This is a genomic window from Burkholderia sp. Ac-20384 (assembly GCF_017104605.1).
GTDB classification, from domain to species: domain Bacteria; phylum Pseudomonadota; class Gammaproteobacteria; order Burkholderiales; family Burkholderiaceae; genus Burkholderia; species Burkholderia lata.
The window spans coordinates 32397-51127 of sequence record NZ_JAAGPE010000038.1; the positions used below are offsets into that span (position 1 = coordinate 32397).

At 66.7% G+C, this 18731-nt stretch carries 21 protein-coding genes and 2 tRNA genes; 11 read left to right on the top strand and 12 right to left on the bottom strand.

The genetic code is table 11. From position 1 onward, the window contains the following. Positions 1-215: 215 nt before the first annotated feature. A complete protein-coding gene (locus tag G3O00_RS10400; RefSeq protein ID WP_206142899.1) occupies positions 216-2201 on the bottom strand; it encodes an ATP-binding cassette domain-containing protein in 1986 nt (661 codons plus the stop codon). 276 nt (positions 2202-2477) lie between these two features. Beyond that, on the bottom strand, positions 2478-2882 hold the full coding sequence (locus G3O00_RS10405) for a DUF4399 domain-containing protein (protein WP_011352821.1): 405 nt from the start codon (positions 2880-2882) through the stop codon (positions 2478-2480). A 199-nt stretch (positions 2883-3081) separates the two neighbouring features. On the opposite strand from G3O00_RS10405, the gene G3O00_RS10410 reads away from it, so the two are divergent. The 4 genes from G3O00_RS10410 to G3O00_RS10425 all read left to right on the top strand — a co-directional run bounded on the left by G3O00_RS10410 (position 3082) and on the right by G3O00_RS10425 (position 4323). Next, a complete protein-coding gene (locus G3O00_RS10410; protein WP_011352822.1) occupies positions 3082-3264 on the top strand; it encodes a rubredoxin in 183 nt (60 codons plus the stop codon). A gap of 156 nt (positions 3265-3420) precedes the next feature. Continuing rightward, a tRNA-Arg gene (locus G3O00_RS10415) sits at positions 3421-3495 on the top strand. 206 nt (positions 3496-3701) lie between these two features. Beyond that, positions 3702-3778: transfer RNA gene (locus G3O00_RS10420), tRNA-Met, on the top strand. A gap of 212 nt (positions 3779-3990) precedes the next feature. Beyond that, on the top strand, positions 3991-4323 hold the full coding sequence (locus G3O00_RS10425; protein WP_206142900.1) for a hypothetical protein: 333 nt from the start codon (positions 3991-3993) through the stop codon (positions 4321-4323). Between the two features lie 62 nt (positions 4324-4385). Here the strand turns inward: G3O00_RS10425 and G3O00_RS10430 are convergent, their stop codons facing one another. Then, positions 4386-5126, bottom strand: a complete 741-nt coding sequence (locus tag G3O00_RS10430; protein ID WP_206142901.1) for an SDR family NAD(P)-dependent oxidoreductase — start codon at positions 5124-5126, stop codon at positions 4386-4388. Between the two features lie 115 nt (positions 5127-5241). Between G3O00_RS10430 and G3O00_RS10435 the strand changes: the two genes are divergently transcribed. After that, positions 5242-5856: a TetR/AcrR family transcriptional regulator gene (locus tag G3O00_RS10435; RefSeq protein ID WP_206142902.1), complete on the top strand. Its 615-nt coding sequence runs from the start codon at positions 5242-5244 to the stop codon at positions 5854-5856. A 29-nt stretch (positions 5857-5885) separates the two neighbouring features. Here the strand turns inward: G3O00_RS10435 and eco are convergent, their stop codons facing one another. Then, positions 5886-6386 carry a serine protease inhibitor ecotin gene (eco, locus tag G3O00_RS10440; protein ID WP_206142903.1) on the bottom strand — a complete coding sequence of 167 codons (501 nt, stop codon included), beginning with the start codon at positions 6384-6386 and terminating at the stop codon, positions 5886-5888. A gap of 144 nt (positions 6387-6530) precedes the next feature. Between eco and G3O00_RS10445 the strand changes: the two genes are divergently transcribed. After that, positions 6531-6848 (top strand): hypothetical protein, encoded by a 318-nt coding sequence (locus tag G3O00_RS10445; RefSeq protein WP_011352834.1) that lies wholly within the window; start codon positions 6531-6533, stop codon positions 6846-6848. A 180-nt stretch (positions 6849-7028) separates the two neighbouring features. Here the strand turns inward: G3O00_RS10445 and G3O00_RS10450 are convergent, their stop codons facing one another. Next, the gene (locus G3O00_RS10450; protein ID WP_206142904.1) at positions 7029-7430 is read right to left on the bottom strand and encodes a hypothetical protein; all 402 of its coding nucleotides are present in this window, start codon (positions 7428-7430) and stop codon (positions 7029-7031) included. 117 nt (positions 7431-7547) lie between these two features. Between G3O00_RS10450 and G3O00_RS10455 the strand changes: the two genes are divergently transcribed. Next, positions 7548-7928 (top strand): DUF5594 family protein, encoded by a 381-nt coding sequence (locus G3O00_RS10455; protein WP_011352836.1) that lies wholly within the window; start codon positions 7548-7550, stop codon positions 7926-7928. A gap of 159 nt (positions 7929-8087) precedes the next feature. Beyond that, positions 8088-9455, top strand: coding sequence for an MFS transporter (locus G3O00_RS10460; protein WP_206142905.1), 1368 nt, complete (start codon positions 8088-8090; stop codon positions 9453-9455). Positions 9456-9486: 31 nt separating this feature from the next. Here the strand turns inward: G3O00_RS10460 and G3O00_RS10465 are convergent, their stop codons facing one another. The 3 genes from G3O00_RS10465 to G3O00_RS10475 form a co-directional block, all read right to left on the bottom strand. Beyond that, on the bottom strand, positions 9487-10083 hold the full coding sequence (locus G3O00_RS10465; RefSeq protein WP_206142906.1) for an AAA family ATPase: 597 nt from the start codon (positions 10081-10083) through the stop codon (positions 9487-9489). Beyond that, a complete protein-coding gene (gene otsA, locus G3O00_RS10470; protein WP_206142907.1) occupies positions 10076-11497 on the bottom strand; it encodes an alpha,alpha-trehalose-phosphate synthase (UDP-forming) in 1422 nt (473 codons plus the stop codon). The genes G3O00_RS10465 and otsA overlap by 8 nt, the downstream gene beginning before the upstream one ends. 141 nt (positions 11498-11638) lie before the next feature. After that, the gene (locus G3O00_RS10475) at positions 11639-11836 is read right to left on the bottom strand and encodes a hypothetical protein (RefSeq protein ID WP_041492923.1); all 198 of its coding nucleotides are present in this window, start codon (positions 11834-11836) and stop codon (positions 11639-11641) included. A gap of 288 nt (positions 11837-12124) precedes the next feature. Between G3O00_RS10475 and G3O00_RS10480 the strand changes: the two genes are divergently transcribed. Together G3O00_RS10480 and G3O00_RS10485 are read left to right on the top strand one after the other, a co-directional pair. Continuing rightward, positions 12125-12676, top strand: coding sequence for a hypothetical protein (locus G3O00_RS10480; protein WP_174931708.1), 552 nt, complete (start codon positions 12125-12127; stop codon positions 12674-12676). After that, complete coding sequence (locus tag G3O00_RS10485) at positions 12673-13167, top strand: hypothetical protein (RefSeq protein WP_011352842.1); 495 nt, start codon at positions 12673-12675, stop codon at positions 13165-13167. Before G3O00_RS10480 ends, G3O00_RS10485 begins: the two co-directional genes overlap by 4 nt. Positions 13168-13317: 150 nt before the next feature. Here G3O00_RS10485 and G3O00_RS10490 read toward each other — a convergent pair whose 3' ends face one another. The 3 genes from G3O00_RS10490 to G3O00_RS10500 form a co-directional block, all read right to left on the bottom strand. Next, on the bottom strand, positions 13318-13788 hold the full coding sequence (locus G3O00_RS10490) for a hypothetical protein (protein ID WP_206142908.1): 471 nt from the start codon (positions 13786-13788) through the stop codon (positions 13318-13320). Between the two features lie 291 nt (positions 13789-14079). After that, complete coding sequence (locus G3O00_RS10495; RefSeq protein ID WP_011352844.1) at positions 14080-15417, bottom strand: nitrate/sulfonate/bicarbonate ABC transporter ATP-binding protein; 1338 nt, start codon at positions 15415-15417, stop codon at positions 14080-14082. 22 nt (positions 15418-15439) lie between these two features. Beyond that, positions 15440-17197, bottom strand: a complete 1758-nt coding sequence (locus G3O00_RS10500; protein ID WP_011352845.1) for an ABC transporter permease subunit — start codon at positions 17195-17197, stop codon at positions 15440-15442. Between the two features lie 509 nt (positions 17198-17706). Between G3O00_RS10500 and G3O00_RS10505 the strand changes: the two genes are divergently transcribed. Then, entirely contained in the window at positions 17707-17970 is a 264-nt protein-coding gene (locus G3O00_RS10505) for a hypothetical protein (protein WP_011352846.1), read from the top strand. A 42-nt stretch (positions 17971-18012) separates the two neighbouring features. Here G3O00_RS10505 and G3O00_RS10510 read toward each other — a convergent pair. Then, on the bottom strand, positions 18013-18731 hold a 719-nt coding region (locus tag G3O00_RS10510; protein ID WP_241025076.1), incomplete at its 5' end, for an ATP-binding protein.

The window sequence follows — 18731 nt, forward strand, 5'->3', positions numbered from 1 at the left end:
GGGACGTTGTCCACACCTCGTGTGGATAACGTCGTGGACAAAACGTTGAGTTCCGTAAAAAAGCGAATCGAAACAACGGTGTGCTTGGACTGCTCCGAAAGCGGGCGCGCGGCGTGCGCTGCGCTGCCCGGGACGCGCGGTATTTTACTGGTTCCGCGTGGCACGCCAATCGCGGAATCGCGCGCGGCCGCCGGCCGCGCGACGTGTCATGCGTTTTACGCAGGCTTGCGCTTCGCCTCGAGCGTTTCCCACCGTTCGAGCGCGGCGAGCAATTCGTCGTCGATCGCCGCGAACCGCTCGGTCAGGCGCGTGCCTTCCTGCGGATCCTTCGCGAAAATCGAACCGTCTTCGAGACTGGCGTTGATCGTCTTCTGCTCCTCTTCGAGCGCGGCGATCTTCTCCGGCAGCGAATCGAGCTCGCGCTGCTCGTTGAACGACAGCTTCACCGTGCGTTGCGTGTTACGGCCCGCGGCACTTTTCGCCGGCTCTTCCTTGACGGGTGCGGCTTCCTTGACCGCGCGCTTCGCGGCTTCCTGCTGTGCGAGCTGATCCGCGCGCGCGCTCTGGATCTGCCAGTCGCTGAAGCCGCCGACATATTCGCGCCACTTGCCGTCGCCCTCGGCCGCGATCACCGACGTCACGACGTTGTCGAGGAACGCGCGATCGTGGCTGACGAGCAGCACCGTGCCGTCGTAGTCGGCCAGCAGTTCCTCGAGCAGCTCGAGCGTCTGGATGTCGAGGTCGTTGGTCGGTTCGTCGAGCACCAGCACGTTGGCCGGACGCGCGAACAGGCGCGCGAGCAGCAACCGGTTGCGCTCGCCGCCCGACAGCGACTTCACCGGCGAACGCGCGCGTTCCGGCGCGAACAGGAAATCGCCGAGATAGCTCATCACGTGCTTGCGCACGCCGCCGATCTCGACCCATTCGCTGCCGGGACTGATCGTATCCGCGAGGCTCTTTTCCTGGTCGAGCTGCGCACGCATCTGGTCGAAATACGCGACCTGCAGGTTGGTGCCGATGCGCACCGTGCCTTCGTCGGGCTTCAGTTCGCCGAGAATCAGCTTGAGCAGCGTCGTCTTGCCGGCGCCGTTCGGGCCGATGAAGCCGATCTTGTCGCCGCGCATCACCGTCGTCGAAAAACGATCGACGACCGCCCGGCCGCCGTAGCGCTTCGTCACGTCGGTCAGCTCCGCGACGATCTTGCCGGACTTCTCGCCCTGCGCGACATCCAGCTTCACGTTGCCCAGCGTGTTGCGGCGCTCCGCGCGATCGTTGCGCATCTGCACGAGCCGCGCGATGCGGCCGACGCTGCGCGTGCGACGCGCTTCGACGCCCTTGCGGATCCACACTTCTTCCTGCGCGAGCAGCTTGTCGAACTTCTCGTTTTCCACGCGCTCGATTTCGAGCTGCTGCTCCTTGCGCGTCTGGTATGCGGAGAAATTGCCCGGGTACGACAGCAGCCGGCCGCGATCGAGGTCGACGATGCGCGTCGCGACGCGGTCGAGGAACGCGCGATCGTGCGTGATGAACAGCAGGCCCGCGCGCTGCGCGACGAGCAGCTCTTCCAGCCAGCGGATGCCGTCGAAGTCGAGGTGGTTGGTCGGTTCGTCGAGCAGCAGCACGTCGGGCTGCAGCACCAGCGCGCGTGCCAGCGCGACGCGCTTCTGCATCCCGCCCGACAACGCATCGACGGGTGCATCGACGTCCGCCAGGCCGATCTGCGCGAGCGTCATCGACACGCGCGTGCGCCAGCTCCATGCGTCGTGCGCGTCGAGCGACGACTGCAGCACGTTCATCCGTGCGAGCAGTGCATCGTGCTCGGCGCCTTCGGGGATATCCGCGAGGCGGTGCGCGATCGCATCGTATTCTTCGAGCAGTTCGCGCGTGTGTGCGAGCCCCGATGCCACGGCATCGAACACCGTCGCGCCCGGCTCGAATTCGGGCTCCTGCGGCACATAGACGGTCACGAGTTCCTGCTGGCGCGTGACCAGCCCGTCGTCGGGCTTCGCGAGCCCGGCGACGATCTTCAGCAGCGACGACTTGCCCGCGCCGTTGCGGCCGATCAGGCCGACGCGCTCGCCGGCTTCCAGCGAGAAATCCGCGTGATCGAGCAACGCGACGTGACCGAACGCGAGCTGCGCGCCGGAAATGGAATAGAGCGACATGGGGAGACGGCGAAGAGAGAAATCGGAAGCGCCCATTGTACCGGTCGCGGGCGGCGTCACCGGTATGGCCGGATGGATAAGGCAGGCAAACGGGTTGGGAGACGGGTTGAACCGTGCTTTTGGCGGCAGGCAGGCGGCGTCCATCGAAGCGATTCGACGCGATGCGATGGCACACCGGGTGCGGCCGGCTTCCGTTAGCGAACACCGGCCGTGAATTCTGGGCAACAGGGCCCACGCCGACCGGATGCCTGCGGCCGGCCGATCGACCACTCCGCGCCGGACGCCTCGAGCGCCCGTACGCGGCACATACGCTTACTTCACGTTGACGTTGATCGTCGAGCTCATTTCGGGGCCGTACGAGCGGTGCGCGCCGTCGCCGAACTGCAGCGTCAGCGTGTGCGGGCCGGGCGGCAGCTTGATTTCGGTTCCGGTCTGGGCCTTGCCGAAGTGCAGCGAACGCTCGCTCGCGGGGATCACGTCGCCCTTCGGAATCGGCCGGCCGTCGATCAGCAGGTGATGATGGCCGGTATTCGGCGTCATGTCGCCGGCGGGCCGAAGCTCCATCCCTTCGAGCCCGAACTTCACGAGCACCGGGTTCGACACCGTCGCGCCATCGCTCGGCGCTTCGAAATACACGCGCGCCTCGGCCCGCGCCATCGTCGACACGGCCATCGCCGCCACACATACCGCACCTGCGATCCACTTTCTGTTCAGCATCGCATTCTCCTTATGATTGGACAGCCTCGGAAGCATACACCGCGCGCACGGCAGTCGTGTTTCAGCTGCGTTGTTCGCGATGCGTACGTTTAAAACGACGTTGCGGAGCCGTTCGGCGAAATTCCGGTACCATTGCGCCTTTCGTCCGCCGGCCAGGCCGCGGACGGCATCACCGGATTTCCATTTTCCCGAGCGCTACATGAGCGAAGTAACCGAATACCAGAGCTGGGTCTGCCTGATTTGCGGGTGGGTCTACAACGAAGCGGAAGGGCTGCCCGACGAAGGCCTCGCGCCCGGCACCCGTTTCGCCGATATCCCCGCGGACTGGCGCTGCCCGCTGTGCGATGTGGGCAAGGAAGACTTTGTTGTCGTCGATTTCTGATTCGCCGACTCCCTGATTTCTGATCGCGGCTGATTGCGCGATCGCGCGCGTCGGCGTGCATTCCGCCCCGCCGACGCGCCGCGCGTTTGTTATACTCTGCGCGCTGTCCACACCGCCGTCCGGTTCGCGTTTTTTGCGTTTCACCCGGACATGGCTCTCCCCGTAGTTCAATGGATAGAACAAGCGCCTCCTAAGCGCTAGATACAGGTTCGATTCCTGTCGGGGGGACCAGCCATCCTCATGGCCTCAACCACTTTCCCACGATCAAGTACCGCAGCGACGGCGACGAAAAGCGCCTGACGTAGAAGCTGATCGCGAAGCACAAGCATTCAACGCACACGCCAAATCAAAGCGTCTCACTCGGCAAACCGAGGGTTCCGTTCAAGTCGCGATCAAAGATCGTTGACTCTCGACATCAGCCCTAGTACACTTCGCGCCGCGGGGTGGAGCAGTCTGGCAGCTCGTCGGGCTCATAACCCGAAGGTCGTAGGTTCAAATCCTACCCCCGCAACCAATATCGAAGCCCGCTCTGCGAAAGCAAGCGGGCTTCTTGCTTTCCGGATGCACGGCTGCGTGTGCACTGACTGGCTGCACCGCACACGAATTGCAGAACATCCAGCCGCCAGCATCGCCTGCGACACACGATCGCATCCCACTCAATCGCCACGGCCCTGCGCCGGAGATTGCGTAGAATTCCGAACCTTCTCCAGCATCCGGACTCCCGCAATGATTCGAGCGATCGTGGCACTCGCCGCGCTTTCAGCGACGACCGGCACGGCTACCGCCGCCGACACCGTCACCGCGCCCGCAACGCAGCGCTATGTCAGCCCCGGCATCGCCAACATCACGAACGCAGCGGCACCGCACGCGGAAAACCCCTCCCCCGACTCACGCTGCCGTGAACTGGCCGCCGGCATCGATGCCGTCACGCACGCCCCCGACCGCGGCCAGAAGGTCGTGCGCGGGATGGGCCCGGACGGCAAGCCGCGCAACGAACTGCGCGCTTACGACAAGCGCGCCGATCTCGAAACCGAGCATCACCAGCTCGGCTGCCGATAACGAACGCAACACCGCCCGGTCGAAAACCCACGCCGGGCGTCGGCATTCACTCAATCACGCAATCACGCGTTCGCGCCACCATCGATCGTCAACCCCGTCCCGTTGATCGACCGCCCTTCCGGCCCGACCACGAACGCGACGAGCGCCGCCACGTCGTCGGCCTTGCCGTACTGCGGGATCGCCATCCGTGAGCGCTGCGCATCGGCATGCTCACCGCCGGCCGGGTTCATGTCGGTATCCGTCGACCCCGGATGCACGATATTGACCGTGATGCCGCGCGAACCGAGATCGCGCGCGAGCCCCTGCGTCCAGCCGATCAGTGCGGCCTTGCTCGCCGCATAGAGGCTCATCCCCGCATCGGGTACGCGCGTCGCGAGGCAGCTGCCGGTCGACACGATGCGCCCGCCCTCCCCGAGATGTCGCGCCGCCGCCTGCGACGCGACGATCACCGCGCGCACGTTCACATTCAGCGTTGCGTCGATATCGTCGAGCGTGAGGTCGTCCAGCGCGCCGGCCCTGAAGATCCCCGCGTTGTTGACGAGAATGTCGAGGCCGCCGAACGCCTCCGCAGCACGATCGACCGCGTCGCGCACGGCCACCGGATCGGCGCTGTCGGCCTGGATCGCGACGGCGCGGCGGCCCTGCGCCTCGATGCCGGCGACGACGGCCTGCGCCCGCCCGGCCGATTTCTCGTAGGTAATCGCGACGTCCGCGCCATCGGCCGCCAGCCGTTTCGCGATCGCCGCACCGATGCCGCGGCTGCCGCCCGTGATGAGTGCACGCTTGCCCTGAAGTCGGTTCATGTCGGTTCCTTTCCTCATTTATGTAACGACCGACACAGAATGTGGCAAGTTGCGCGACACAGTCAATTGATTTAATTTATCGATCGATACAGATATCTGCGAAGGAGCGGATGCAATGGCTGAACGGGGCCGACCGAGAAGCTTCGACAAGGAAGCGGCGCTGGAGCGTGCGATGGAGGTGTTCTGGCGCCTCGGCTACGAAGGCGCATCGATGACCGACCTGACGGCCGCGATGGGCATCGCGTCGCCGAGCCTGTATGCGGCGTTCGGCAGCAAGGAAGCGTTGTTCCGGCAGGCGCTCGACCACTACGGCGCTACGGAAGGACGGGAAATCTGGGGGGGTGTCGAACAGGCCGGCAGCGCGCACGACGCCGTGCGGAACTACCTGATGGATACCGCACGCGTGTTCACGCGGCGGTCGAAGCCGGCAGGTTGCCTGATCGTGCTGTCGGCGCTGCACCCGGCCGAGCGCTCCGATACGGTCCGGCAAACGCTGATCGCGATGCGCGAGCGCACGGTCGAGAACCTGCGCGAGCGCCTCAGGCAAGGTGTCGCGACCGGCGAGATCGCGGCGCAAGCGAACCTCGACGCGATCGCGCGGTACTACGTGACGGTCCAGCAGGGAATGTCGATCCAGGCGCGCGACGGTGCGAGCCGTCGCGATCTGGAGGGCGTCGCACAAGCCGCGCTGGCTGCGTGGCCAGCGCTCGTCGGTACAGGCGGCGCGTAGCGGCAGGACGCTACCGCCGCCCCGTTACGTCACTGCTTCGCCGCGTGCTGCACGTCCTTCGACGCATGCCACACGCGATAGCGCACGTCAAAGCCGTCCGGCACATAGACGACGAGCGGCAGGCGGCTGTTGTAGCGCAGCAGCTGGCCGTCGCCGCGCACCTGCACGAACCGTTGCTGCGGCGCCTGTCCCGGGCATGCCATCAGCGTCGATGCCGGCCCCTTCACGTCGGTGAGCTGGTAGTACGTATAGCCCCAGCCCTTCACGTCCTCGGCGGTCAGCTCGCCGCCGAACCACTGCTGGTTGCAGTCGGTCTGCAGCGTCTTGCCGATCATCAGCTCGACGCGCGCATCGCCTTCGTTCTCGAGCGCGGGCAGCGCGATCACGACGCGCTGCTGGCCGGCCGCTGCCTGCGGAAACATCTTGATCGACTCGGCCGTCACGGCAGGCGCCGAGGCAGGGCCGGCCACGCAAGCGGCGGCAGTCGTCACGCAGAAGGCAGCCAGTGCGGCCCGGATCGCGAATTTCATCGATGTACTCCTGAAAAACAAAATGAGCCCCGGATGCTAACACTTTCGTCGCAAGACCTTACGGCGCTGTAATTTGACGACACAATTGCAAACAGCTGGCAATCCCCTTGCGCGGTACTTATAGGGGAACCAACGGAGAACATCATGCTGAAGCTCATTGCTGCCGCCGGCGTCGCCACCCTGCTGGCCGGCTGCGTCGTCGCCCCGGACGCCGGATACGGCTACGGGCAGCCCTACTATTCCGCTCCGGGCTATGCGTACAGCCCGTCGCCCGTGTACGGCACGGTCAATATCTGGGGCGGCGGCGGTGGCGGCGGACGCGACTGGGATCGCGGCCGGCGCGACTACCATCGCTGGGACGGCGATCGTGGCAACCGCGGCAACGGCTGGGGGCACGGCGGCGGACACCGCGGTGGCGACTGGAACGGTGGCGGCGGTGGCGGCGGCGGCCATCGCCACTGACGCGCATTTGCAACCGTTTGTATCCGCGCACGGCCCGCCGACGGCCGACGCGTCACGCAGTTGAACGGACGGTCCCGCAAAAGACAAAGGCCCTCGCACGAAGCGAGGGCCTTTTGTCGTCCGGTGCGGCGAAGCGAACGGCGGCGGCGCCGACCGCTCACGCTTCGCGCGTCCGCCGGCTTACCAGCCGGCCGGCTGCGCGTAACCGCCCGACACGGGCGCGCCGCACACATACGCGCGCTGGTAGCGGTCGTAGCAATAGTTCGGGCCGTCGTCCTGGTACTGCGCCTGCTGGTAGGTCGGATAGGCAGGCTGCTGGTACGCGGGCGCCTGGTAGTACGTCGGCGGCTGATAGGCCGGTGCCTGGTACGCGGGCGCCTGATACGCGACGGGCGGATTCATCGCGGACGTCACGATCGCGCCCAGCACCGCGCCGCCGATCAACGCGCCAATCACGGCGCCACCGTCGCGGCCATGCGCGGACGCCGAACCTGCCACGGCAAGCGAACCGGCGAGGACACACACTGCGGCAATTTTTTTCATGATGGACTCCCACGCGAAGTGGTACTGGATGCGATGCATTGTGGCGGCTTGCGGCCGTAATAGATGCAGCAAGTGGTAACGCGCGATTACCGGCATCACGCCCATCGAAATGCGCCGTCGCCGTGCTACGATTTTCGGCATACAGGAGACGCCGTCATGCAGCCCGAAACCGCCCGCCGTTTCGATACCGAATTTGCCCCGCGCATCGCACAGGCAATCGCCGCCTTCTTCGCCGATCACGTGCTGACCGACGTCGTCCCGTATGGCGGTCACGGGCACCCGACGCGCGTGCAGATCCGCAGCGCGCCGCACGAGCACGTCAGCGGCTTCGACCATCCGCTGAACCTCGAGCTGACCTGGGACACTGACGAAATCGAGCGGCTGATGGAACCGGACGGCCGGCAACGCTTCGAGCACTACCTGGCCGCACTGCCGAAAAAGCTGGGCGCGTGGCAGGGCGCGCGCGACATCGATCTCCTGTCGCGCACGCAGGCCGACCCGCTCGTGCGGCTCGGCGGCCTCGACTTCGAAGGCTGAGTGCCGGCGTCGCGCCATGCGGCCCGGTGATACACTCGACCGGCCCCGCTCCGGTGCTGCTGCGCCGGCCGGGTCGCTCATCGCCGCCTCCACCCCTCCGCATGGTTGCGCACGCAACCGGCAACCGGGCGCGCGGACAACCACGCATCTGCTCCCGCCATGAACGCCGATACCGGCCTGCCGCTTCCGCAACGCTACTGGGCGATCGTCTGCGTCGCACTGGGCATCACGCTCGCCGTGCTCGACGGTGCCATCGCGAACGTCGCGCTGCCGACGATCGCGCGCGACCTGCACGCATCCGATGCCGCATCGATCTGGATCGTCAACGCGTACCAGCTCGCGGTCACGATCACGCTGTTGCCGCTCGCGTCGCTCGGCGAGCGCATCGGCTATCGCCGCATCTACATCGCGGGGCTCGCGCTGTTCACCGCGGCGTCGCTCGGCTGCGCGCTCGCCGGCTCGCTGCCGATGCTCGCGGTGATGCGCGTGATCCAGGGCTTCGGCGCGGCCGGCATCATGAGCGTCAACGCGGCGCTCGTGCGGATGATCTACCCGTCGTCGATGCTCGGGCGCGGGCTGTCGATCAATGCGATGGTGGTGGCGCTGTCGTCGGCGATCGGGCCGACGGTCGCGTCCGCGATCCTGTCGTTCGCCTCGTGGCCGTGGCTGTTCGCGGTCAACGTGCCGATCGGTATCGCCGCGGTATTCGGCAGCCTGCGTGCGCTGCCGTCCAACCCGTTGCACGATGCACCGTACGATTTCCCGAGCGCGCTGATGAACGCGTGCGTGTTCGGCCTGCTGATCACGGCCGTGGACGGGCTCGGCCACGGCGAAGGCCATGCGTACGTCGCGGCCGAGCTGGCCGTCGCGTTCGTCGTCGGCTACTTCTTCGTGAAACGGCAGCTGTCGCAGCCGGCGCCGCTGCTGCCGGTCGACCTGATGCGCATCCCGATGTTCGCGCTGTCGATCTATACGTCGATGGCGTCGTTCACGTCGCAGATGCTCGCGTTCGTCGCGCTGCCGTTCTGGCTGCAGAACTCGCTCGGCTTCTCGCAGGTCGAGACGGGCCTGTACATGACGCCGTGGCCACTCGTGATCGTGTTCGCCGCGCCGCTCGCGGGCGTGCTGTCGGATCGCTATTCGGCCGGCATCCTCGGCGGGATCGGGCTCGCGCTGTTCGCGGCCGGGCTGCTGTCGCTCGCGACGATCGGCGCGCACCCGGGCACCGTCGATATCGTGTGGCGGATGGCGCTGTGCGGTGCGGGCTTCGGGTTGTTCCAGTCGCCGAACAACCGCGCGATGCTGTCGTCGGCGCCGCGCGAACGCAGCGGCGGCGCGGGCGGCATGCTGAGCACCGCGCGCCTGACCGGGCAGACGCTCGGCGCCGCGCTCGTCGCATTGATTTTCGGGCTCGTGCCCGATCGCGGGCCGACGATTGCGCTCTATGTCGCCGCGGCATTCGCGGCGGTGGCCGCGGTCGTCAGCATGCTGCGCATCACGTCGCCACGGCCGGACACGGCGACCTGACACCACCGCTCGCCGCCCTCGAACCCGCGCGTCATTCGGCGTCGAGCGCGTCCATCACGAAGCGCACGCGCGCCTGCACGCTCTCGCGCGGCAATTCGATCAGCCGGTAGCCATACGACGTGTAGCACGCGACCATCGCGTCGTAGGTGCGCACGGCTTCCGAAAAATCCTGCCGGCGCTCGGTGTCCTGCGCATAGATATCCGGCCACGGCGGCGCGATGAACACGCGCCGGTGATAGCGGAAACGGCGGGCGGCGGCGTCCGCATGCGCGGGCACCGCGAGCCCCGTCAGCCGAAGATAGCCGACCACGTCCGGCACGCCGCGATCGAAGAACACGGGCCCGCGCGCGTCGCGTGCGAGATCGTACGAGCGCATCTCCCAGCTCAGCATCAGCTCGGCGAACGCGGCCGGATCGCGCCATGGCAACGCGTGGCCGTCGATCGCCATCTGGTCGCGAATCACGCCGCGACCGGCTTCCTGCGAGCGCGCGAAACCGGCGCCTTCGAGCGCGTCGAGCAACGTGCTCTTGCCCGAACCCGGACCACCGGTCACGACGAAGAAGCGGCGGGAGGCTTCTTCGGTCGCGTCGTCATCGGCAACGCCGGGCCCTTCCACGACCTCACGCATGCGCAACCCGCCGGCCCGCGCGCCGCGTGACCGACGCGGCAGCGGCGACACTGCGCAAATCAGCGACGAACGTATCGCGCCAGACCGACAGGTCGTTCACGCGCAACCGCGCGAGGTTTTCCTCGTGGCGCGCCTGCCGCTCCGCGAGCGGCATCGACAGCGCGCGCTCGAGCGCCTCGGCCATCTGCGACAGGTCGTACGGATTGACGAGGAGCGCACCGGTCAGCTCCGCCGCCGCGCCCGCGAACTCCGACAGCACGAGCACGCCCGGATCGACCGGATCCTGCGACGCGACGTACTCCTTCGCGACGAGATTCATCCCGTCGCGCAGCGGCGTCACGTAGCCGACCTGTGACATCCGGAAGAACGCCATCAGCAGGTTGCGCTCGTACTTGCGGTTCAGGTACTGGATCGGCGTCCAGTCGAGCTGCGAGAAGCGGCCGTTGATGCGGCCGGCCTCGCCTTCGAGCGTTTCGCGAATGTCCTGATAGGTCTTCACGTCGGAACGCGTCGGCGGCGCGATCTGCAGGAGCGACACGCGCCCCTGCCAGCCCGGCGCGTTCGCGAGCATCCGCTCGAACGACTGGAAGCGCTCGACGAGCCCCTTCGAGTAGTCGAGGCGGTCAACGCTCATCACCAGCTTGCGGCCGTCGAGTGCCTCGCGCAGCATCTTCACCGGCTTGCGCGCGCTGTACTGGACGGCCGCCTGCGCGATCGCGTCGGGATGCACACCGATCGGATAGGCAGCGACCTTCACGACGCGGCCATGCGCGTGCAGCATTCCGTCGTCGCTCGCCGCGCCGATCCCGCGCCGTTCGATGTAGTCGGTGAACGCCTGCTTGTCGGTCTCGGTCTGGAAGCCCGCGACGTCGTACGCGCACATGAACTTCACGAGTTCCTCGTGCGGCGGCACGAGACGCAGCATGTCGGGCGACGGAAACGGAATGTGCAGGAAGAAGCCGATCGGGTTCTTCACGCCGAGCTCGCGCAGGTAATGCGCGAACGGCAACAGGTGATAGTCGTGTACCCAGATCAGGTCGTCGGGGCGCAGCAAGGCGGCAAGCTGCTTGGCGAGCATCGCGTTCACGCGCAGATAGCCCGCGTACTCCTGGCGGTCGAACCGCGCGAGATCGCCGCGGTAATGGAACACCGGCCACAGTGTCGCGTTCGAGAAACCGCGGTAGTACTGATCGTAGTCGCGCCGGGTCAGCCCGACCGTCGCATAGGTGACGTTGCCGTCCCGCTGGATCGCGGGTTCGGTGTCGGGTGCGCCGACAATCTCGCCATTCCAGCCGAACCAGACGCCGCCCGTTTCCTTCAGCGCATCCATCACGCCGACCGCCAGGCCACCCGCGCTCGGGCGCGTGTCCTCGCCGGCGGCGACACGGTTCGATACCACGATCAATCTGCTCATGCGGCTTCCCCTCCCCGATTCGATTGGCTGGCGCGCGGCGCGCGCCAAGGCGGACACGGCTGCCCGAAGGCGGCCGTGCGGCGATTCAGACGTGAGCAATGCAGGTGTGAAAAACAGCGGCGGAATGCGGCGGCAACAACATCAGGCGTCCTGCTCCTGGCCGAGATCCCGCTGATAGTCGAGCCCTTCCGGGCGAGCACCGCCCTGGTTGTGATCGCCGTCGGACGGCGGCTCGCCGGGCGCGCCGGCAGGCGGTGCCGGTGGCGCGTCGGTCTGCGGACGCGAGCGGTCGGCCCCAGCTTCGGGCGGCCGAGGCGAAAACCGTTTCGAACGGCGCATGGCTGGGTGTCTCATGTGCGGCGCGGCCCGAGGCCGTCGTAGAAACCTTCCATAACTCAAAAGTCTAGGTCGCTTCCTTGCACGTCACGGTAACAATTGCCTTCAATTTGTAACGTTTCGACCCCTCTGGATTCATCTGTTCGACAATGGCGCCGCGCGCACGCGCGCAGCCTGCCGTCCGGCGATTTGTCAAAGCTTTGCAGTTTTCCTATGACAATTGCGAAACAATGACGCGGCATGACGGCGTGCATGCGACGCCGCTCACCCAGACAGGACTTGCACTCAGGGATGAACATTCGTTTCGAATCGCCGCGCCGGGCCACGCCGGCGCGCGTCGTGCTGGCCGCGATCGCCACGGCCGCACTGCTGTCCGGCTGCAACTCGCTGTACAGCGAGGGCGCGACAGCCGGCGCCGGTATCGCGGGCGCCGCGATCGCCTCCAAGGTCACCAACAACGCCGCCGTCGCGACGGGCATCGGCCTCGGCGCCGTCGCCGGCGCGCGCGCAGGCGTCCAGTACACGCAGCGCGTCGCACACCGTTACACACAGGAACAGATCGCGAAGGCCGCCGGCCCGCTCGAAGTCGGCGGCGTCGCGCCGTGGTCGACGCACCACTCGTTCCCGATCGAGGACGACGAGCAGGGTCGCGTGACGGTCAGCCGGATGATCAGTGTCGGCCCGCTCGACTGCAAGGAAATCGTGTTCGCGGTCGACACGCCCGCGAAAGCCGACAAGGCCGCGCAATCGGCGTTCTACGTCGCCACGATCTGCCGCGACGGCCCCGTGTGGAAATGGGCGTCGGCCGAACCGGCAACCGAACGCTGGGGCGCGCTGCAATGAGCGTCGCGCTTCGTATCGCGGCCATCGGCGCGCTGTGCGCGGCAACGGCCACGCTGTCGGGCTGCGGGTCGGTCGGCGCGGCGAGCGGCGCACTCGCTGGCGCGGCGACGGGCCTCGTCACCGCGAACCCGGCGGTCGGCGTCGGCGTCGGGATTGCCGTGCAGGCCGCGACCGACGAAGCCGTCAACCGCACGATGAAGCAGCTCCATCAGAACCAGCAGGACGCGATCGCGAAGGTGGTCGGCAGCCTGGCCGTCGGCGAAGTGAAGCCGTGGAAGGTGAAGAACACGCTGCCGCTGGAAAACGGCGAAGGCGAGGTGCGCGTCGCACGCGCTTATTCGACTCCGCTCGCGCTGTGCAAGGAATTCACGTTCTCGGTGAAGGATGGCGACAAGGCCGACTGGTATTTCGCGAATGCCTGCCAGCAAGGCACGCACTGGAAGTGGGCGTCGGCGGAACCGGCGGTCGACCGGTGGGGGAATCTGCAATAAGGACGCAGTGGGCTCCATGCATGCAGCCCGCCCTGCCGCCCTGGACCACGACGATCTGTCGTCGTGACATACGCGCGTGATGTCGCACGCCCTCCCCTTGATCCCGGCGGGCAGCACATCGTCCTCCGGACTCCGGAAAATCGACCCGGCTCAGCGGACGGCTTTCCCGATCAGATCGCTCAGGTAGCGTTCCAGCACGCTGAACCTGACGATCGACGCGTTCCGCCTCGTCGGATGCGGACTCGCCGCGGCCCTGACCTCGACTGGCAAATCATCCCTCAGCCACATCTCCGGAATCTGCAGCCTGGCATACGTTCCGCCCGCGATGTCCTCCAGAACCATGTGACCGCGCCACGGATACTCGCCGAACAACCCTGCCCGCGCGCCGACGAACATGAGAGCACGCTCCCCGACTTCCAGCGGCACGTTGCCCCAGGTCGGCGGACCGCCGACGAACTCGATCTCTGCTCCGAGATGGTCCTGCGTGATGCCCTTTCCGGCGGAATAGATGTGTTCGACCTTCGCATGAAAGACCTGCGGCCGTGGAGAATCGACAACGGATACGCGCACCAGATCGTACTGTTTCGCCGCGATGGCATACGGCCCCTTCTTCTCGCTCATGGGTGCCCTTTGGATCGCTGACGAGGGTCGAAGGCATCGAATCGCTGATGCAATCGATGGAATGCGTTGCACCAGCCTTCGGCTCCTTGCCGTCAACGTATCAGCGCATCAGCGATGCGCGTCGCAGGCAAACGTCCTGGTCGTGACAGACCCAGCGCCTTCTGCCCTGCCAATGAACCCGGCGCCCGTTGCCGGTGCCAGGGACAAGCCGCATTCGCATTGACTCGAAGCGGCCGAACGAAACCGCGAAACCGGCATTCAGGCGACAGGCGCCCGAATGCCTCGCCGACTTCAGGACTCGACGTCCTCGAGACTGAAAATCTCGGTCTGGTCGTTGTACGAAAAGATCTCGCCGTAACGGCCCCAGTCGATCACCGCGTCGAGCGTCTCCTCGGCCGCGCCGTCCGACAGGAAATCCTCCAGCTCCTGCTCGAAGCGCACGCGCGGCGCACGATGGCCCGGACGCTCGTTCAGCACCTTCTTGATCCGCGCGGCGAGCGGCACGTGCTTCAGCAGGTGATCCGCGAACATCAGCTTGCGCTCCTGCGTGCCGAATTCCGCGAACACGCGCCCCGGCGGCGTCAGGAACACGTCGCCTTCCCGCACGTCCGCGAAGCCGAGGTACTGCAGCACTTCGGCGATCGGGAACAGGTCGTCGACCTCGAGGTGCAACGTGCGTGCGATTTCCGGCATGTCCGCGCGACCGTGGTACGGCGCCATCGCGAGCGTTTCGATCAGGCCGGCCATCAGGTTGGTCGACACCTGCGGCAGCCAGCTGCCGAGCTCGAGCCCCTTCTTCGTCGCCTCGCCGGTCTGGCGGGCGGTCATCTTCGCGTAGATGTCGTCGACGAGCTTGCGGAACGCCGGGTCGAGACGGTTACGCGGATGCTTGAACGGCACCTTGATCTCGGCGATCACGCGGCCCGGATTCGACGACAGCACGAGGATCCGGTCGCACATGAACACGGCTTCCTCAATGTTGTGCGTGACGATCAGCACCGACTTGATCGGCATGCGGCCTTGCGTCCACAGGTCGAGCAGGTCGGTACGCAGCGTTTCGGCGGTCAGCACGTCGAGCGCGGAGAACGGCTCGTCCATCAGCAGGATCGTCGGATCGACAACGAGCGCACGCGCAAAGCCCACGCGCTGGCGCATGCCGCCCGACAACTCGCGCGGGTACGCGTTCTCGAAGCCGTCGAGACCGATCAGGTCGATCGCGGCGAGCGCACGCTCGCGCCGCTCGCGTGCGCCGACGCCAAGCGCCTCGAGGCCGGCTTCCACGTTCTGCAGCACGGTGAGCCACGGGAACAGCGCGAAGGTCTGGAACACCATCGCGACACCCTCGGCCGGGCCACGCAGCGGCTGGCCGAGATAGGTCACTTCGCCACCGGTCGGCTCGATCAGCCCGGCGATGATGCGCAGCAGAGTCGACTTGCCCGAGCCGGAACGGCCAAGCAGCCCGACGATCTCGCCTTCGCGCAGCGACAGGTTCGCATCGTCGAGCACGAGCAGTTCGCCCTGCGTCTTGTTGAAGCCGCGACAGACGTGATCGACGCGCAGGATTTCCTCACCGAGGCGCGGCGGCTGGTTCGTCTGGACGGGGGCGTTTACAGCATTCGGATTGTGCATCGCGTTTCGCTCTCAATCGGTCTCAGTCGAGCCGCAGCTTCGCTTCGGCGAAGGCATACAGCGGACGCCACAGCAGGCGGTTGAACAGGGTAACGAACAGGGACATCACGGCGATGCCCAGGATGATCTTCGGAAAATCGCCGGCGGCGGTGGTCTGCGCGATATAGGCACCGAGGCCGTGCGCCTCGATCTTGGTATTGCCCCACTGCACGGCTTCCGACACGATGCTCGCGTTCCACGCGCCGCCCGATGCGGTGATCGCACCGGTCACGTAGTAAGGGAAGATGCCGGGCAGGATCGCCTGCCGCCACCACTGCCAGCCACGGATGCGGAAGTTCGTCGCCGCTTCGCGATAGTCGTTCGGGTAGGACGTCGCGCCGGCAATCACGTTGAACAGGATATACCACTGCGTACCGAGCACGATCAGCGGCGACAGCCAGATATCGGCGTTCAGGTGGAAGCGCGCGATCACGATCACGAACGCCGGGAACAGCAGGTTGGCCGGGAACGCCGCGAGGAACTGCGCAAGCGGTTGAAGCTTCTCGGCGAGCCGCGGGCGCAGCCCGATCCACACGCCGACCGGCACCCAGATCACGGACGCGATCGCGATCAGCACGGCCACGCGCAGCAGCGTGATGAGCCCGAGCACGAGCACGTGGCCGACCTCGGCCAGCGTCACGCCGGTCGACACGAAGCTGACCACGCGCCACACGACATAGGCCGTACCGATCAGCACGAGAATCGCCCACGCAATGTCGACCGTGCGCGACGCCTTCTTCTCGACACGCGGCAGCGAGAAACGCATCGCGCCCGACAGCGGCAGGCGCAGCGGAATCCGCGCGGCCTTCGCGAAGAACCAGCCCGCCGGCACCAGCAGTTGATGAATCAGGCGTGTGCGGCGCACGAGGTCCAGCAGCCACGACTCCGGCGCGTTGCCCGAGCTGGTGTTCTCCATCCGGAACTTGTCGGCCCACGCGACGAGCGGGCGGAACAGGAACTGGTCGTACGCGAGGATCACGACCGACATCGTGAGGATCACCCAGCCGATCGCGCCGAGGTTCTTGTCCGAGATCGCCTGCGCGAGATACGCGCCGACGCCCGGCAGCGTGATCGTCTGGTTGCCGACCGTGATGGCCTCCGACGCGACGACGAAGAACCAGCCGCCCGACATCGACATCATCATGTTCCAGATCAGGCCCGGCATCGAGAACGGCACTTCGAGCTTCCAGAAGCGCTGCCAGGACGTCAGGTGGAAACCGCGCGACACTTCGTCCAGGTCGCGCGGCACCGTGCGCAGCGACTGGTAGAAGCTGAACGTCATGTTCCACGCCTGGCTCGTGAAGATCGCGAAGATCGCCGCGAGCTCGGCGCCGAGCACGCGGCTCGGGAACAGCGCGAGGAAAAACGTGACCGTGAACGAGATGAAGCCTAGCACCGGCACCGACTGCAGGATGTCGAGGATCGGGATCAGCACCATGCCGGCACGCCGGCTTTTCGCGGCGAGCGTGCCGTAGACCAGCGTGAACACGAGCGACGCGACCATCGCGGCGAGCATCCGCAGCGTGGTGCGCAACGCGTATTCGGGCAGGTTCGACGGGTCGAGCGAGATCTTCTGCGTCTGCAGGGTGCCGATCGGCGCCATCGTTTCGTGGAAACCGACGACCGCCATCGCGATCAGGCAGATGATCAGCGGAAACGCGATGAAATCCCACCGGTTCGGCAGGACGCGCCACGCGGACGCGTTGGCGGTCCGGTTCGGATTGAAGAATCCGACGTCCATCAGGCGCCCTCCCCGGTAAGGCCGAACGAAGCCGGCAGTCGATGTTGATTCATGGCAAAGCGCACGGGTGCGGTAATTCGATTGACTGACGATCGCGCGCGAGCGCGGGGCGCCGTGCGTGCATGCGCTGCCGCGCCCCGGACGAGTCGGCCCGCGACGGCACGACACTACACCAACCTGTATTTCAGGTACAACCGTCCGGGAACGGCGCAGGCGTCGCACGGATCGTGCCTGGCGCGTGGGTGGATGGCGGGTGCGCGGGTCGAGCAGCCCGGCCGCAGTCTTTCGGCCGGCATGCAGGCCCGAATTATGCCGTGATCCGGGCCGCCCGGGAACCCGCCAGCCGCACGCGCATGCAAACCATGTCGGGCGTCACCAGCCGGATACGACTATGCGGGTATGATCAGGGCTGGCCCTTGGGGTCTGTTGCGGACGGTCCGACGGCAACGCATGCGCGTGCCCGATGTCAACAGGCCCTGGGGATCGATCGACGAGCGGGAGGAAAGGGAATGGCAGGAAACTTGGTGATCGTCTGCCGCGATCAGGATGCCGACGCGTTCTACGAACTGATGCAGGAGTACGGGTCGTTCCAGACGCGGCTGTCGTCGACGGCGTGGTACCTGAACATGAACGTCGTGCCTGAATCGCTGCAGGAGGAAATCCTGGAGCGCCTCGGCCGGTATACGACCGTCTACATCTTCGAGGCCACCACCGTGACCTACAACACCATCGACAGCAACGCGGCCGAGACGCTCGGCACGCTGTTCGAATGATGCCACGCGGCGCCAGCCCGGCCGGGTTGGCGCCGCAGCCGCTTATGCGGCCTGTGCGTGGGGTTCGTCCTTCGGCACGACCTCGAACGGGAACGTCATCGCGACGCGCAGGCCACCTTCGGGGCGGTTGCCGATGTCGCACGCCCCGCCCAGCCTGAGTACGAGCCGCTCGACGATCGCGAGCCCGAGCCCGCTGTGGCCGTTCCCGCCGCGCGCGGGGTCGAGCCGCACGAACGGCCGCGTGGCCGCCGCGAGGTCGCGCGGCGCGATCCCGCCGCCACTGTCGCTGACCGACAGCACGTAGCCGGTCGGCGTGCGCGCCGTCTCGACGAGCACGGGCGGCGCACCGTACGCATGCGCGTTGTCGAGCAGGTTCGACAGGATCCGGTCGAGCGTCGCCGTCGGCAGCCGGAAACCCGGATCGGCGTCGAGCCGCGTCTGGACCGTCGGCGCGTTCGGCGCGACCGCGCGATAGCTGCGCGCGATCCGCTCGCACGCCTGATCGACCGGCACCGGCTCGCTGCGATCGGACCCGCCGTGCGCAAACACCAGGAATTGATCGACGATGTGCGACATCGAATCGACATCGCGCACGACGCCGTCGCGCAACCGGACGTCGTCCATCATCTCCGCCCGCAGCCGCATCCGCGCAAGCGGCGTGCGCAAATCGTGCGCCACGCCCGCGAGCATCACCGCGCGGTCGCTCTCGGCCTGCGACACCTGCTCCACCATCTGGTTGAAGCCATGCGTGAGCTGGCGCA

Coding starts and splice junctions, on each gene's coding strand:
- G3O00_RS10400 (WP_206142899.1), bottom strand. CDS start 2,201: ATGGGCGCTTCCGATTTCTCTCTTCGCCGTCTCCCCATGTCGCTCTAT.
- G3O00_RS10405 (WP_011352821.1), bottom strand. CDS start 2,882: ATGCTGAACAGAAAGTGGATCGCAGGTGCGGTATGTGTGGCGGCGATG.
- G3O00_RS10410 (WP_011352822.1), top strand. CDS start 3,082: ATGAGCGAAGTAACCGAATACCAGAGCTGGGTCTGCCTGATTTGCGGG.
- G3O00_RS10425 (WP_206142900.1), top strand. CDS start 3,991: ATGATTCGAGCGATCGTGGCACTCGCCGCGCTTTCAGCGACGACCGGC.
- G3O00_RS10430 (WP_206142901.1), bottom strand. CDS start 5,126: ATGAACCGACTTCAGGGCAAGCGTGCACTCATCACGGGCGGCAGCCGC.
- G3O00_RS10435 (WP_206142902.1), top strand. CDS start 5,242: ATGGCTGAACGGGGCCGACCGAGAAGCTTCGACAAGGAAGCGGCGCTG.
- eco (WP_206142903.1), bottom strand. CDS start 6,386: ATGAAATTCGCGATCCGGGCCGCACTGGCTGCCTTCTGCGTGACGACT.
- G3O00_RS10445 (WP_011352834.1), top strand. CDS start 6,531: ATGCTGAAGCTCATTGCTGCCGCCGGCGTCGCCACCCTGCTGGCCGGC.
- G3O00_RS10450 (WP_206142904.1), bottom strand. CDS start 7,430: ATGCATCGCATCCAGTACCACTTCGCGTGGGAGTCCATCATGAAAAAA.
- G3O00_RS10455 (WP_011352836.1), top strand. CDS start 7,548: ATGCAGCCCGAAACCGCCCGCCGTTTCGATACCGAATTTGCCCCGCGC.
- G3O00_RS10460 (WP_206142905.1), top strand. CDS start 8,088: ATGAACGCCGATACCGGCCTGCCGCTTCCGCAACGCTACTGGGCGATC.
- G3O00_RS10465 (WP_206142906.1), bottom strand. CDS start 10,083: ATGCGTGAGGTCGTGGAAGGGCCCGGCGTTGCCGATGACGACGCGACC.
- otsA (WP_206142907.1), bottom strand. CDS start 11,497: ATGAGCAGATTGATCGTGGTATCGAACCGTGTCGCCGCCGGCGAGGAC.
- G3O00_RS10475 (WP_041492923.1), bottom strand. CDS start 11,836: ATGCGCCGTTCGAAACGGTTTTCGCCTCGGCCGCCCGAAGCTGGGGCC.
- G3O00_RS10480 (WP_174931708.1), top strand. CDS start 12,125: ATGAACATTCGTTTCGAATCGCCGCGCCGGGCCACGCCGGCGCGCGTC.
- G3O00_RS10485 (WP_011352842.1), top strand. CDS start 12,673: ATGAGCGTCGCGCTTCGTATCGCGGCCATCGGCGCGCTGTGCGCGGCA.
- G3O00_RS10490 (WP_206142908.1), bottom strand. CDS start 13,788: ATGAGCGAGAAGAAGGGGCCGTATGCCATCGCGGCGAAACAGTACGAT.
- G3O00_RS10495 (WP_011352844.1), bottom strand. CDS start 15,417: ATGCACAATCCGAATGCTGTAAACGCCCCCGTCCAGACGAACCAGCCG.
- G3O00_RS10500 (WP_011352845.1), bottom strand. CDS start 17,197: ATGGACGTCGGATTCTTCAATCCGAACCGGACCGCCAACGCGTCCGCG.
- G3O00_RS10505 (WP_011352846.1), top strand. CDS start 17,707: ATGGCAGGAAACTTGGTGATCGTCTGCCGCGATCAGGATGCCGACGCG.